At 71.1% G+C, this 13835-nt stretch carries 11 protein-coding genes; 2 read left to right on the top strand and 9 right to left on the bottom strand.

Features of this window, described 5'->3' with window-relative positions:
* Nucleotides 1-163: 163 nt before the first annotated feature.
* From OGL88_RS17285 to OGL88_RS17275, 3 genes are all read right to left on the bottom strand, one after another.
* The gene (locus OGL88_RS17285; RefSeq protein WP_263092250.1) at nucleotides 164-1513 is read right to left on the bottom strand and encodes a fibronectin type III domain-containing protein; all 1350 of its coding nucleotides are present in this window, start codon (nucleotides 1511-1513) and stop codon (nucleotides 164-166) included.
* 290 nt (nucleotides 1514-1803) lie between these two features.
* Nucleotides 1804-3582 (bottom strand): DEAD/DEAH box helicase, encoded by a 1779-nt coding sequence (locus OGL88_RS17280; protein ID WP_263092249.1) that lies wholly within the window; start codon nucleotides 3580-3582, stop codon nucleotides 1804-1806.
* A gap of 105 nt (nucleotides 3583-3687) precedes the next feature.
* Nucleotides 3688-4152 (bottom strand): MarR family winged helix-turn-helix transcriptional regulator, encoded by a 465-nt coding sequence (locus tag OGL88_RS17275; protein WP_205464009.1) that lies wholly within the window; start codon nucleotides 4150-4152, stop codon nucleotides 3688-3690.
* A gap of 96 nt (nucleotides 4153-4248) precedes the next feature.
* Between OGL88_RS17275 and OGL88_RS17270 the strand changes: the two genes are divergently transcribed.
* Both OGL88_RS17270 and OGL88_RS17265 read left to right on the top strand, forming a co-directional pair.
* Entirely contained in the window at nucleotides 4249-6453 is a 2205-nt protein-coding gene (locus OGL88_RS17270) for an MDR family MFS transporter (protein ID WP_263092248.1), read from the top strand.
* Nucleotides 6454-6526: 73 nt separating this feature from the next.
* Nucleotides 6527-7114: a TetR/AcrR family transcriptional regulator gene (locus OGL88_RS17265; RefSeq protein WP_205464008.1), complete on the top strand. Its 588-nt coding sequence runs from the start codon at nucleotides 6527-6529 to the stop codon at nucleotides 7112-7114.
* Between the two features lie 115 nt (nucleotides 7115-7229).
* Here OGL88_RS17265 and OGL88_RS17260 read toward each other — a convergent pair whose 3' ends face one another.
* The 6 genes from OGL88_RS17260 to OGL88_RS17235 all read right to left on the bottom strand — a co-directional run.
* On the bottom strand, nucleotides 7230-7730 hold the full coding sequence (locus OGL88_RS17260; RefSeq protein WP_263092247.1) for a flavin reductase family protein: 501 nt from the start codon (nucleotides 7728-7730) through the stop codon (nucleotides 7230-7232).
* Nucleotides 7731-7744: 14 nt separating this feature from the next.
* A complete protein-coding gene (locus OGL88_RS18140; RefSeq protein WP_263092246.1) occupies nucleotides 7745-9454 on the bottom strand; it encodes an MDR family MFS transporter in 1710 nt (569 codons plus the stop codon).
* Between the two features lies 1 nt (nucleotide 9455).
* The gene (locus OGL88_RS17250; protein WP_263092245.1) at nucleotides 9456-10790 is read right to left on the bottom strand and encodes an NtaA/DmoA family FMN-dependent monooxygenase; all 1335 of its coding nucleotides are present in this window, start codon (nucleotides 10788-10790) and stop codon (nucleotides 9456-9458) included.
* Nucleotides 10787-11593, bottom strand: a complete 807-nt coding sequence (locus OGL88_RS17245) for a cysteine hydrolase family protein (protein ID WP_263092244.1) — start codon at nucleotides 11591-11593, stop codon at nucleotides 10787-10789. Before OGL88_RS17245 ends, OGL88_RS17250 begins: the two co-directional genes overlap by 4 nt.
* Nucleotides 11590-12654: an LLM class flavin-dependent oxidoreductase gene (locus OGL88_RS17240; protein WP_205464004.1), complete on the bottom strand. Its 1065-nt coding sequence runs from the start codon at nucleotides 12652-12654 to the stop codon at nucleotides 11590-11592. Before OGL88_RS17240 ends, OGL88_RS17245 begins: the two co-directional genes overlap by 4 nt.
* A gap of 48 nt (nucleotides 12655-12702) precedes the next feature.
* A partial coding sequence (locus OGL88_RS17235) for an ABC transporter substrate-binding protein (RefSeq protein WP_263092243.1) occupies nucleotides 12703-13835 on the bottom strand: 1133 nt, incomplete at its 5' end.

The following is a 13835-nucleotide window of genomic DNA, read 5'->3' as shown; positions in this document are numbered from 1 at the left end:
GTGCCGCCGAGGTTCCACGGATCAGCGCAGGGAGCGTCGAGGATCCAAGATTTTGGAACCTGGGGCCCGCACGTCCCGCGCGCCGCACGCCGCCCCACCCCGCGACACAGGACGGGGTGGGACGCGCCGTTGCGTCCCACCCCGTCCTGCCTCGGTCTGCCGGTCAGATCACCAGCAGCCGCGAGTACTGCGCCGACGACAGCTGCTGCGCAGCCCCGCCGGAGGCCGGCACGCGCCAGAGCCCCGGCGTCGCGCCGCCGTCGATGGCGACGAAGACGTCGCCCTGGGCATCCGTCGCCCCGACGTACGGTGCACGACCGTTCGCGGTGATCCCGCTCGTCGTGCGCTCGGTGGTCGCGCCGGAGGCGTTGCGGACGAACTGGTGCGTCAGGGTCCGGTCGACGTGGCAGCCGCCGGGGCTCCCCTCGCTGATCGCGGCGCACCACTGCGCGGACTGCAGGATCGTGAGGTCGGTCGAGTTGACCGCCGCGTACTCGAACGCGATCCGCGGCTCGATCACGGTGAACGCCGTGGCGCGGGCGGGCAGGGCGTACCAGCCGAAGTACCCCGAACCGCCCGGCGACTGGAAGGACACGTAGAGGGTTCCGGACCCGTCTGCGAGCAGCCCGGACAGGTACCCGTACGTCTGGCCGGCGGGGAACGCCACCGTCCGCTTCGTCACGGTGCCCGTCGGGCTGGCGGTGTTGACCAGGCCCCCGGTGGCCGTGCTCGTGTAGGCGGAGACGGTGCCGTCACGGCCGACGGCCCACTGGGAGCGGGACGCCGAGTTCTGCGCGGCCGGGAACGTGACGGCCGTGGCCGCGGTGGAGCTGCCGACGGGGAGCTTCTGCACCGCACCCGTCACCGAGTCGACCCAGTACAGGTTGCCGGCGACGTCGGAACGCAGGTTGGGCGTCAGGTGCAGGCCGGTCGCCAGGGTCCGCGCCGCGCTGCCGTCGGCGGGGTGGAAGAGGATCGAGGTGTGGTCGGCCGACGGGGTGAACACGTCACCGACATCGTCCGCGGTGAAGCCGGTCCCGTTCGCTGCGACGACCTTCCCGGAGCCGGAACCGTCCTCGGCGAACCGCACGACGTTGCCGGACGCGTCGAGGGCGAAGAGCGACTGCGTCGTCTCCACGACGGCCGGTGCCGTGTAGCGGACGGCCACCGCGCGCCCGGCCTTCTTGCCGCTGACCGCCCGCACCGAGAACGTGTAGGTCGTCTTCGGGGTGAGGTCACCGAACCGGTCGGACCGTGCCTTCGCCGGCAGCCGGTCGACGCCGTCGTCGGGCTGCTGCTGCACGGGGGCGATCGCCACGGTCCACCCGGTGACCTTCGCGCCGGACTTCGGGGCACCCCAGGTGACGGTGGCGCTGTCGGCAGCGCCCGAGACCCGGACGGAGGTCGGCGCACCCGGCGCCGAGGACGGAGACGAGGGGGCAGCCGTCGCCGGCGCCACTCCCCCGATGACGAGCGCCGCCGCTGCTGCGACGGTGATGAGTGCTCGGTACACGTGCGTTCCCCTCTTCCCCGCGGCTCCCTGCGTCACGGCTTCCGGTATCACAGCACCGCTCAGGAGCCAGGGGAACGGGTCCGGGCGTGATGTGCGGTTCCCCGCACCGCAAGGCTGCGCAGCGGAACGTCCCATCCCACTCGCGATCGGAGGACGAATCGCGCGTGGGCGGTCGGGACTTCCTGCATCCAACGCGCGGAACGTCACCCCATGCGCGGAACGTCACCTCACAGACGGACGGGAGGCACGGTGCCAGCTGGCACCGCGCCTCCCGTCAGTAGGTGGCCGCGTCAGTAGCGCGGCTTGCGCTCCGGACGCTCGTCGCGGCGGCCGCCACCACGGCGGTCGGGCTTGATCTCGATGAGCTTGCCGCTGATCCGAGTGTCGGTCAGGCGGTCGAGCACGCCACCGTCCATGTCGGCGGGCAGCTCGACGATGGAGAAGTCCGGCTGGATGCGGATCGCGCCGAAGTCGTCGCGGCGCAGGCCGCCCTCGTTCGCGAGGGCACCGACGATCTGGCGGGGCTCGACGCGGTGACGACGGCCGACCTCGATGCGGTAGGCGGTCATCGGCTGCGAACGGCGAGGCGCACGGTCGCGGTCGCGGTCGCCACCTCGGTCGCTGCGCGGGCCACGGTCGTCGCGTGCACCGCGGTCGTCGCGCTCGCCACGGCGGGCGTCGCGCTCCATCTGCGTGCGGAGGGCGTCGTCGGCTGCGGTGAGGAGCAGCGGCGAGTCGCCCTGCGCCACCACGGCCAGGGCAGCGGCGACGTCGCCCGAGGGGACGTCGTGGTGATCGACGTAGTGCGCGATGACGTCGCGGAAGGCGGCGATGCGGCCCTGGTCCTCGAGCGCCGCGGTGATCGCGTCGTCGAAGCGGGTCAGGCGCGTCTCGTTGACGTCGTCGATCGTCGGCAGCTGCATCTGGGTGAGCGGCTGCTTCGTGTGGCGCTCGATCGCGGAGAGCAGGCGACGCTCGCGGGGGGTGACGAAGCTGATCGAGTCACCCGAGCGGCCGGCACGACCGGTGCGGCCGATGCGGTGCACGTAGGACTCGATGTCGACCGGGATGTCGTAGTTCACGACGTGGGTGATGCGGTCGACGTCGAGGCCACGGGCGGCGACGTCGGTGGCGACGAGGATGTCGAGCTTGCCGGACTTCAGCTGGTTGACTGTCCGCTCGCGCTGGGCCTGGGCGACGTCACCGCTGATGGCGGCTGCGGCGTAGCCACGGGCCCGGAGCTTCTCGGCCAGGGTCTCGGTCTCGCTCTTGGTGCGGACGAAGATGATCATGCCCTCGAAGTCCTCGACCTCGAGGATGCGGGTCAGGGCGTCGACCTTCTGCGGGTACGAGACCATCAGGTAGCGCTGCGTGATGTTCGCGGCGGTCTTCGTCTTGGTCTTGACGGTGATCTCGGCCGGGTCCGTCAGGTACTGCTGCGAGATGCGGCGGATCTGAGCGGGCATGGTCGCGGAGAACAGGGCGACCTGCTTGTCGTCGGGGGTGTCCGCCAGGATCGTCTCGACGTCCTCGGCGAAGCCCATCTTGAGCATCTCGTCGGCCTCGTCGAGCACGAGGTACTTCAGCTCGGACAGGTCGAGCGTGCCCTTCGCCAGGTGGTCCATGATGCGACCGGGGGTGCCGACGATGACGTCGACGCCGCGGCGCAGGGCGGACAGCTGCACGCCGTACGCCTGACCGCCGTAGACCGGCAGGACGTGGACGTGCTTCATGTGCGACGCGAACTGCTCGAACGCCTCGCACACCTGCAGGGCGAGCTCGCGCGTCGGGGACAGCACGAGCGCCTGCGGCTTCTTGCTGCCGGGCTCCATGCGGGACAGGATCGGCAGCGCGAAGGCGGCGGTCTTGCCGGTTCCGGTCTGCGCGAGGCCGACGACGTCGCGGCCGTCGAGCAGTGTGGGGATGGTGGCTTCCTGGATGGCGGAAGGGGTCTCGTAGCCGATGTCCTTGACGGCCTTGAGCACAGCATCGCTCAGGCCGAGATCGGCGAAGGTCACCACGGGCCCCTCGTCGGTGGTCTCGGTGGTGGTGGCGGTGTCCGTGCTCATACACCAACGGTATCTCGAATGCACGCTCCGCAGTGACCGGAGGGCGTCCGGACGGGAGGAACGGGGCGGGCCCGCCCCGCGCCTCCCGGTCATGTCGTGGTCACGTCACGGGCGTGAGGTGCCGATCCCGAGGACCGCGTCGGCCCGGTCGTTCAGCCGCGTGAGCATCTCGGCGAGCGAGCGCAGCTCGTCCGAGGCGAACTCCTCGGTCAGGTCGTCGAAGACCTCGGCGCCGGCGGCGTCGAGCTGGTCGAGCAGCTGCTTGCCTGCGGGTGCGAGCGAGACCAGGGTCGCTCGGCCGTCGGCGGGGTCCGGCGAGCCGACCAGGTGCTCGGCCTCGACCAGGGACGCCACCCGGCGGCTGATCACCGGGCGGGACAGGCCCGTCGCGTCGGCGATCGCGGTTGCCCGGACCGGTCCGTGACCGGCGACGGCTCGCAGGATCACCCGGGCGGTCGGGTCGAGGCCGCCGCGGGACTCGATGAGCGAGGAACGCAGGGTCTGCCGGACCCACAGCCGGTCGAGCTGGGATCGCAGGAGTCGCTCGGCGGCACGCCGGTCGTCGGACATGGGGCCAGCGTAGTGGGCACATTTAGTTGCTTGCCGGAAGCAACAGATGTATCGTTGCGCGGTCTGCAAAGTTACACAGCACGAAAAAGGAGTTCGATGACCGCCACCGCACCCGTCCAGGTGCAGCACGGTCGGCACACCGCCGAGGCCCCAGCAGCCTCCGGCGGGACCGGCCCGCAGCCCTTGATGACCCACCGCCAGATCCTCCTGGTGATCTACGGCCTGATGGCGGGCATGTTCCTGTCGTCCCTCGGCCAGACGGTGTTCGGCACGGCGATCCGCACCATCGGCGACGACCTGCACGGCCTCGACCAGCAGGCCTGGGTGACCACGGCCTACCTCATCACCTCGACGATCGCGACGCCGATCTACGGCAAGCTCTCCGACATCTTCGGCCGCCGCCCGCTCTACATCTTCGGCATCGTCGTGTTCATCCTCGGCGCCGTCTTGTCGTCGATGTCCACCTCGATGCTCATGCTCGCGGCCTTCCGCGCCGTGCAGGGCATCGGTGCCGGTGCCCTCATGTCCCTGCCGCTCGCGATCATGGGCGACATCCTCGCCCCGCGTGAGCGTGCGAAGTACCAGGGCTACTTCCTCGCCGTGTTCGGCATCTCGTCCGTCATCGGGCCGCTCATCGGCGGCCTGCTCGCCGGTTCCTCCGAGATCCTGTGGATCACGGGGTGGCGCTGGGTCCTGCTGATCAACGTGCCGATCGGTGTCGCCGCGCTCCTCATGGTCATCGTCTTCCTGCACCTGCCGAAGGTGCACAGTGCCGACGACGCGAAGCCCAAGGTGGACTGGTGGGGCGCGACCGCCGTCATCGTCACCCTCGTGCCGCTGCTGCTCGTCGCCGAACAGGGCCGCATCTGGGGCTGGGGCTCCCCCGCCGCCATCGCCTGCTACGTCGTCGGGGTCGTCGGCCTGGTCGGGCTGCTGCTCATCGAGTCGAAGATGGGCGACGCGGCGATCATCCCGCTCAAGCTCTTCCGCTCGGGCACGTTCTCGATGGCGACCGTCATCGGGTTCCTGGTCGGCTTCGCGATGTTCGGTGCGATGCTCACCATCCCGCTCTACCTGCAGATCGTCGTGGGGCTCACCCCGACCGAGTCCGGCTTCGCCACGCTCCCACTGGTCGGCGGTCTCATGATCGCCTCGATCACGAGCGGTCAGATCGTCGCCCGTGTCGGCCGATACCGGATCTTCCCGGTCATCGGCACCGCGCTCGTGTCCGCCGGCTACGTCGTCCTGACCTTCATGTCGATCGACAAGCCGCTCTGGTTCCTGATGATCGGCATGTTCCTGATCGGCCTGGGCCTCGGCTCGGTCATGCAGTCGCTGACCCTTGCCTCGCAGGGCTCCGTCGAGGCCCGTGACATGGGCGTCGCCACGTCGTCCGCCACGTTCTTCCGGCAGATCGGTGGAACGCTCGGCACGGCGGTCCTGCTGTCCATCCTGTTCTCGGTGATGCCGGCGAACATCCTGCACGCGACCGCGAACGAGAAGGACCTCGGCCCGGCGCTCGACGCCGCGCTCAACCCCACCGTCGCCAGTGCGAAGGCGAACCAGGGCGCGATGGACAAGATCTGGACGCCCGTCGTCACCCCGCTGACGAAGACCGTGCAGTCGCAGCTCGACGCTGCCTCCGCGAAGGCGACGCAGGCCGCCGACGCCGCGGTCACCGAGCAGGTCACGGCAGCCGTGCAGCAGCAGGTCGCCGCCGGTGCGGTCCCCGCCGCCTCGGCACAGACCGTCATCGACCAGCAGGTCGCAGCGGCGACGCCGGCGGCCGAGCAGTCCGCCCTCGAGCAGGTCGCCGACCAGGCACACGCCAGCGTGCAGGGCGGCGCGGTGTCCGTCGACTGGTCGAACGCCTCGCAGCGCTCCTACTGGGTCGACGAGCTCACCCCGGAGCTCGCGAAGAAGATCGACGACGGCAACACCACGAGCGACAGCGCCACCAGCACGAACGACACGTCGTTCCTGACCGGTGCCGACAGCCGCCTGACCCGGCCGTTCATGGCGGGCTTCAACGCCTCGTCCGTGACGATCTACTGGGTCGGCCTCGGCGTGATCCTGCTCGCGTTCGTGCTCACCTGGTTCTTCCGGGTGCCGCCGCTGCGCCAGCGTTCCGCACTGCAGGAGCGTGCCGACCTGTCCGCCGAGGCCCAGCTCGAGGCCGAAGCCGGTGCCGCCGCTGCCGACGCCGGCTCGTTCACCGGTCCGATGACCGGGTCCGTGCCGACCGGATCGGGTCCGACCGGATCGGGTTCGACCGGATCCACACCGACGCACCGTCGGTGACCGACCGGGCCGTCCGTGCCGTGCCCCCTTTCCGGCACGGGCGGCCCACCACCCCCCACCACCAGGAGTCCACGTGATCACCACCCCGGCAGCTGCAGCGGCGACGGAGCCGTGCACCCTGCGGGAACGCAAGAAGCAGCAGACCCGGCAGGCGCTGCACGACGCGGCCCTGACACTGGTGTCCGCGCACGGGCTGGACGGCGTCACCATCGAGCAGATCTGCGCCGATGCCGATGTCTCGCCCCGCACCTTCTTCAACTACTTCTCGTCCAAGGCGCACGCCGCCCTCGGACTCGACTCGGTCGAGGTCCCGGAGCCCTCCGCAGCATGGTTCACCGAGGCTCGTGGCGGCCTGGTCGACGACCTCTGCACCCTCGTCGCGGCGACCGTACCGCTGTCCCAGGACCGCCGACGGATGAAGGAGCTGCTGGTGCTCCGGCCCGAGATGTCCTCGATGGTCATGCAGTGGATGGCCGAGTCTCGCCAGTCCCTGCTCAGCGTCGTGGGCACCAGGACCGACGACCAGACCGCTCGCACGGCGGTGACGCTCGTGATGTCGGCGCTCAGCGAGGCCGCCCACCGCGACTCCGTGCGCAACAACGACGAGCTCGCAGTGCGGCTCCGGGCCGTGGTGCGCGAGATGGCGGCGCTGGCCTCCTGAGGGGCGTCGCGCAGGGTCGTGCCGCGTACCGGGTCGTTTCGGGCGTACCGGGCTAGAACTTCTGACCAGGTACACCCGATTCCGCTTCCCATCGCCCGCGTTCTGGGAAAGAACGTCAGGCGGTGGCGCTTGCTGGCCGCCGAGCGGGCCGGTGCCAGACGAGCGCCGCGTTGGCGCGGTCGCGGGCGAAGCGGAGCACCCGCAGCACCACGATGTCGTGGTCGCCCGCGCGGTGGACGGCCTCGACCGAGCACTCCAGCCACGAGTGCGCGCCGTCGAGCAGGATCGCTCCCGCCCCGGTGTCCGTGGACGGCACGCCGACCAGTCGCTGCGACCGATCGCGGGAGGCCAGCTGCCGGGTCTGCGCCGCGTGCCTCTCGGCGAGCACGGAGATGCCGAGCACCGGCACCCCGGCCAGGTCAGGCCAGGTCGTCGACGAGTGCTGCACGGCGATGGTCGCGAGGGGCGGGTCGTACGAGACCCCGACGGTGAACGACGTCGCCACCATGACGACCGGCACGCCCTCGACCCGTGCGGCGATGGCGGCCACGACGGAGGGGACCTCGGCGATCGCCTCCCGGATGTCGAGCGGGTCGTCGATGAAGTCGTGCTGCATGGTGGTTCCTTCGTTCAGGAGCGGGCGAGCAGGGTGCGGGCACGGCGCTCGTCGGCACGCATCGCGGCGACGAGGGCGTCCGGCCCGGGGAACGTGCGCTGCCGCCGGAGCCGACGACCGACGGTGAGCTCGACGGGGGTGCCGTACAGGTCGCCGTCGAAGTCGAGCACGTGGATCTCGATGGTGCGCGGCCGGTCGGCGAAGGTGCTGTTGCTGCCGATCGACACGAGGGCCTCACGGGCACCGGACCACGTCGGCGCGGTGAGCCAGCCGACGTAGACCCCGTCCGACGGCACCGCGCCACCGTCGTCGGGCAGCAGGTTGGCGGTCGGGAACCCGAGCCCGTGCCCGACCCCGGCGCCGTGCACGACCGCGCCGGTCAGGACCGCCGGCGCTCGCCCTGGCAGGGACGCCGCCGCCACGAGTGCCCCGAGGGCCGCCAGCGCCAGGGCGCCGAGGGCAATCGCGTCGGTCGACACCGCGAGGAGCACGGCGGTGACCGTGCTGCCCAACACGGCACCGAGCTGCTTCACGGTGTTGAACGTGCTCGACGCCGCACCGATGGTCGCCGGTCCGGCGCCGAGTACCGCCGCGAGCGAGAACGGTGACCAGACGAACGCGTTCGCGACCCCGAAGCCGGTGAACGCCGTCGCGACTGCCCAGAGGGGTGCCCCGGTCCCGATGAGCACGGCGGTCAGTGCCACCGAGACGACGAGCAGGACGGCGCCGATGGTCGCCGTCGCACGGGGGCCCGCGGTGTTCGTCGTGCGGCCGACGAACGGTGCGGCGGCCAGGCAGGCGACCCCCATCGGCACGAGCACGAGGGCCGCGGCACCCGGTCCGAGACCACGTCCGTCCTGCAGGTCGAGCATGAGCGGGATCGGGGCAGAGCCGACGCAGAACGACGCGGCGGTCGCGCCCCACGAACCGGTCACGAACCCGCGGTCACGGAACAACCCGAGCGGGACGAGCGCCCGGTCCCCCGCGCGGCGCTGCATCGTGAGCACCGCAGCGACGACGAGTGCGCCGAGCACCACCAGACCGACCCGCGGCAGGGGTGCGGCGAGGACGCCGTCGCCCGTGCCCTGGACACCGACGACCACCGCGAACACCCCGGCGGTCACCCCGACGACAGCGAGCACCGGCAAGGGCACGGCGATGCGTCGGGACACCGGCACGAACCGGAGCACGGCGACGGCGGTGACGATGCCGACGGGCACGTTCACCAGGAAGACCGACGGCCACCCCCACGCCTCGACGAGCACGCCGCCGACGATCGGGCCGGCGACGGTCGCCGCACCGCCGCCGGCGCTCCAGACGGCGAGCGCGACGGCGAGCCGGGGTGGTTCGAACAACGAGCGGATGACCGTCAGGCACTGGGGTGTGAGCAGTGCGGCGCCGACGCCCTGCACGGCGCGCCAGACGATGAGCGCGCCGATCCCCGGTGCGAACGCGCACCCGACCGACGCGACGGTGAACACCGCCAGTCCGAGCAGGTAGACCCCGCGGTGCCCGAAGCGGTCGCCGAGCCGACCGGCGACGAGGAGCGGTACGGCGAACGCGAACAGGTAGGCGCTGTTCACCCAGACCGACAGCGACGCGTCGGTGCCGAGGTCGCTGCCGATGTCCGGCAGGGCGACGGACACGATCGTGCTGTCCAGCAGCAGCATGAAGAAGCCGAGGCAGAGCCCGCCGAGCGCGAGCCACCGACGGGCCGGGGTCACCTCACACCGCCAGGTTCTCGCGGAGCGTCGACCCCGGGTACCGCGGCGCCAGGGCACCTCGGGCACGCAGCTCCGGCACGAGCAGCTCGCTCAGGTCGGCGAACCCGGTGGGCATGCCGAGCGGGCTGGACAGCATGTAGCCGCCGCGTCCGCCGGTGGCCGCGAAGTTCTCCTGCAGGGCGTCGGCGACCCCCGCGGCGTCGCCGACCAGCATGTGGTCGAGGCCCGTCGCGGCACGCCAGCCGTGCTCGAAGAAGTCGTTGCGGTCCATGGTGTGGTCCTCGCCGAACTCGGCGACCAGGCTGCCGACCAGGCCGGCCGGGCTCGCCTGCGCGGCGACGATCTCGTCGCGCAGCTCGCCGAGCCGGAACGTCGCCGGCAGCGTGGAGAAGTCGTACCCGGCGTTGTGCGAGATGAAGGTGCCGACGGCCTCGCGGTTCCAGAACGACAGCAGCGAGTCGCGGCGGGCGGCGGCCTCGGCGTCGGTGGCTCCGACGATGACCTGGGTCGCCCAGAGGATCCCGACGCCGGACGGGTCCCGACCGGCGTCGGTGAGCGCTGCATCGAGGGCGTTCCGGTGCCGGAGCTGTCCGGCGACACTCGACCCGAACCCGAACACCAGGTCGGCGAACGAGGCACTGGCGGCGATGCCGCGCGGCGAGTTGCCGGCCTGCACGACGACGGGGTGGCGCTGCGGACTCGGGACGCTCGCGAGCGGGCCGCGCACCTTGAAGAAGCGGCCGTCGTGGTCGATCGGGTGCACCCCGGCCGGATCGGCGAACCGGCCGGTCGCGCGGTCACGGACGATCGCGTCGGGGGCGACGGAGTCCCAGAGTGCACGGCAGACGCCGATGAACTCCTCCATCCGTTCGTACCGCAGGTCGTGGTCGATCAGGTGGTCGGACCCGTAGTTCGCCGCGTCCGCTCCCCGCGACGAGGCGACGACGTTGAACGCCATCCGTCCGCCGGTGACGTGGTCGAGCGAGTTGAGCAGTCGGGCGACGGAGAAGGGGTGGGTGAACGTCGACGAGTAGGTGAGCCCGAACCCGATGTGCTCGGTGACGGTGGACATCGCGGCGATCACGGGTGACATGTCCTGCCGGGGCCACTGGATGCCCCACTCGACGGCCGGGTCGATGCTGCCGCGCCACGTGCTCGGCACGCCGGACCCGTCGCCGAAGAACAGCATGTCGACGCCCGCGCGTTCGGCGGTCCGGGCGACCTCCATGTACATGCGGACGTCGGGGAAGTCCTGGCCGACCCAGCTGCCGGCCGCTGCCCACCGCCCCTCGGTGTGGGTGAAGGACAGGTCGTAGGCCAGGTGCATGCCGTTCATCGGACACCCACCGGCGAAGCGGACGCGGGCACAGACACAGACGCGGAGGCGGACTCGCGCCACAGCGCCACCGTCTCGTCGGCGTCGGTCACGACGCCGACGTTCAGGTCGATCAGGGTCAGCGCGGCGTCGTGCACGTCGGTGTCGTACGCGGCGGTGGCGTCCTGCGGGACCACCACGGGCCAGCCGAGCTGCATCGCGTCCTGCGCGGTGGCGAGGACACAGCACTCGGTCGTGAGTCCCACGACGGTGACCCAGCCGATCCCGGCGGAGGTGAGCCGGGCCTCCAGGTCGGTGCCCAGGAACCCGCTGTACCCGCGCTTCACGACGCGGGTCTCACCGGGCGCTGGCGCCATGCGGTACCACTCGGCGCCCTCCGTGCCGATCCGGCAGGGCTCGTCGTCCGGCATGGGTCCGTCCGGGTCACCTCCGCGCAGCCACGTGCTGGAGCGCCACGGCCGGGCCGGGTCGCTGCCGAGTTCGACCCAGACCACGGGGACGCCCGTCGCGCGGGCCTCGTCGACGAGCGAGCCGATGCGGGTGACGGCGGCGTCCACCGCAGCGGACGCGCGGTCGTCGAGTCCGTACGGGGCGATCCGCGTCGGTTCGCCGAAGTCGCGCTGCACGTCGACGACGACGAGCGCGGGACGCGAACCGCCGACCGGCGAACCGGCAGCCAACGAACCACCCACCGGCGAACCGGCAGCCAGCGAACCACCCACCGGCGAACCGGCAGCCAGCGATCCCCCGTCCAGCAGCCGCACGAGCCGCGGGTCGCGACCCGCGTCGAGTCCCCCGGTCACCGGACGACCGCCGCGTCGTGCTGGCGGAGCGCCGGCAGGACGGTCTCCCCGAACAGCACCATGTCTTGGTCGTACTCGGGGAAGATCAGCATCAGGCCGTCGAGCTCGCCCCGGTCGACGATGTACTCGATGTGCTCGGTGACGGTCTCGGCGGACCCGGCGACGTACGCGGTCTGGAACGCGTCCTCACCGGCAGCACCGTCCGCCCAGGCACGTGCCTGCTCGGCGGGGACGCCCCACGACGCCCGCATCGACGCCAGTGCTTCGCGGTCGACGCCGGCACCCCACTCGCGCACCTTGCGCTGGGCTGCGGCGTCGGTTTCGTCCTGCACGACCGTGAGCATCGAGTAGGTGCGGCACTCGCGTCCCTCGGCGGCGGCACGGTCGTGGACGTCGCGGGACAGGTCGCGCATCTCGTCCAGGCTGTCCGCCGCCAGGAAGGCGCCGTCGGCGTGCTTCGCCTGGAACGCCCGGGCCGCCTCGGACTTGCCGGCACTGATGATGGTCGGCCGCGATGCGGGGTGAGGGCGGGACTCGCACGCGTCGAGGTCGAAGTACGGTGTGTGCATCGTCACGCTGTCCTCGGTCCACAGGCGCGTGACCGCCTCGGTCCAGAGCTCCGTCATCCGGTACCGGTCGGCGTGGCTGAGGGCCGCGTCCCAGATCCCGAACTGCTCGAACTCCGCCGCGTAGGCGCCGTTGACGATGTTCATGCCGGCCCGGCCGCCGGAGACGTCCTGCAGCGTCGTGTACATCTTCGCGGCGACCGCCGGGTTGTGGACGTTGGCGTGCATCGTCGCCCAGATCTTGACCCGCTCGGTGGCCTCGGCGATACCGGCCATCATCGTCATCGACTCCAGGGAGCGGCCCCAGTGGTCGGTGGAGCCGCCGAAGCCGCGCCACTTCGCCATCGACATCACGAAGTCCAGACCGATCGTCTCGGCGTGGAGCGCCGCGCGCTTGTTCCAGGCGTAGGTCGCCTCGGGGTGGGGCGCCGTGGTGGAGAGCATCCACCCGCCGTTGCCGATCGGGAGGAAGATCCCGTACTCCTTCGCGGGCATCTCACGCCGCCTTTCTGGTCGTTGCGGAACACTCGGTGACGATGGGGCTCACGGTGCGGGCCACACGGTCTCGCCGTCCTTCGTGATCGCGTCGATGTACTCGTTCGTGAACCAGCTCTTCGCGTCGTCGGCGGTGACCGAGCTCTTGACGATGTCGAACTGGTGCAGCATCTCGACGAGCTTCGTCACGTTCTCCGGGTCGATCCCGCCGAGCGGCTGGTCCGGCGTCGGGTTGTCCGCGATGACCTTCGTCTCGGTGGTCCAGATCTTGGTGTTCTGGGCGGTGTCGTAGGTGGCGCCGGACAGCTTCGCGGCGTACCCGACGCACTGCTTGGTCTTCGCCTCGCTCGCGGAGCAGAAGTCGTAGGCGTGCAGGGCTGCGCGCAGGACGTCCTCGACCGCGGTCGGGTGCGCCTTCGCGAAGGCGGGGTTCACGGCCATCGCACCGATCGACGAGGGGATGTCGTAGTCGACGGGCTGCCAGACGGTGACGTCGTCACCGGCGGCCTTGAGCAGGTTCGGCTCGTTCGACACGAAGCCCGTCAAGGCCTCGAGGCCGTTCTGCTTGCGGGGCAGGACGGACGGGTCGTAGCCCTCCTTGACGAGCGTGAGCGAGTCCCACTCGACGCCGGCCTTCTCCATCATCGCCCGGACCGAAGCGGGGACGTAGCCCTTGTGGCCGACGACCTGGCCGTCGAGCTGCGGCAGCTTCGTGATGTCCTTGTTCGTCATCAGGACGTCGAGGCCGGCGTTCGAGTACGACGAGATCCCGGTGATGTCGATGCCGTTCGCACGGGCCTGGATGAGGTCCTGCTCGGCGACGGCGGACACGGTGGCCTGGCCGCTGGCGAGGAGCTTCGTGTTCTGGGCGGTGTCACCCGAGCCCGGCTTCAGGGTCACGTCGAGGCAGAGGTCCTTGAAGTAGCCGAGCTCGTCCGCCGCGATGTACTCGAGGATCGACGCCGACGACTGGTACTGGTAGCCGGACAGGTAGGTGATCTTGCCGGCGTCCTTGTTCTCCTTGCACCGCTCGGCCGAGATCGCGCTGCCCTCGGACGAGGTGGTGCCGGCGCTCGAGCCGGTGCTGCATCCGGTGAGCGCAAGGGCGACGACGGCGGTGGCGAGGGCCGCGAGAGCGGCCTTGGTGCGGTGGGTGGTGCGGTGCTGCATGGTGCTGTGCT

The sequence above is a fragment of the Curtobacterium sp. RIT-PI-V genome (genome assembly GCF_025642935.1).
Lineage (GTDB): Bacteria > Actinomycetota > Actinomycetes > Actinomycetales > Microbacteriaceae > Curtobacterium.
This window is presented reverse-complemented; position numbering and strand designations above follow the sequence as displayed.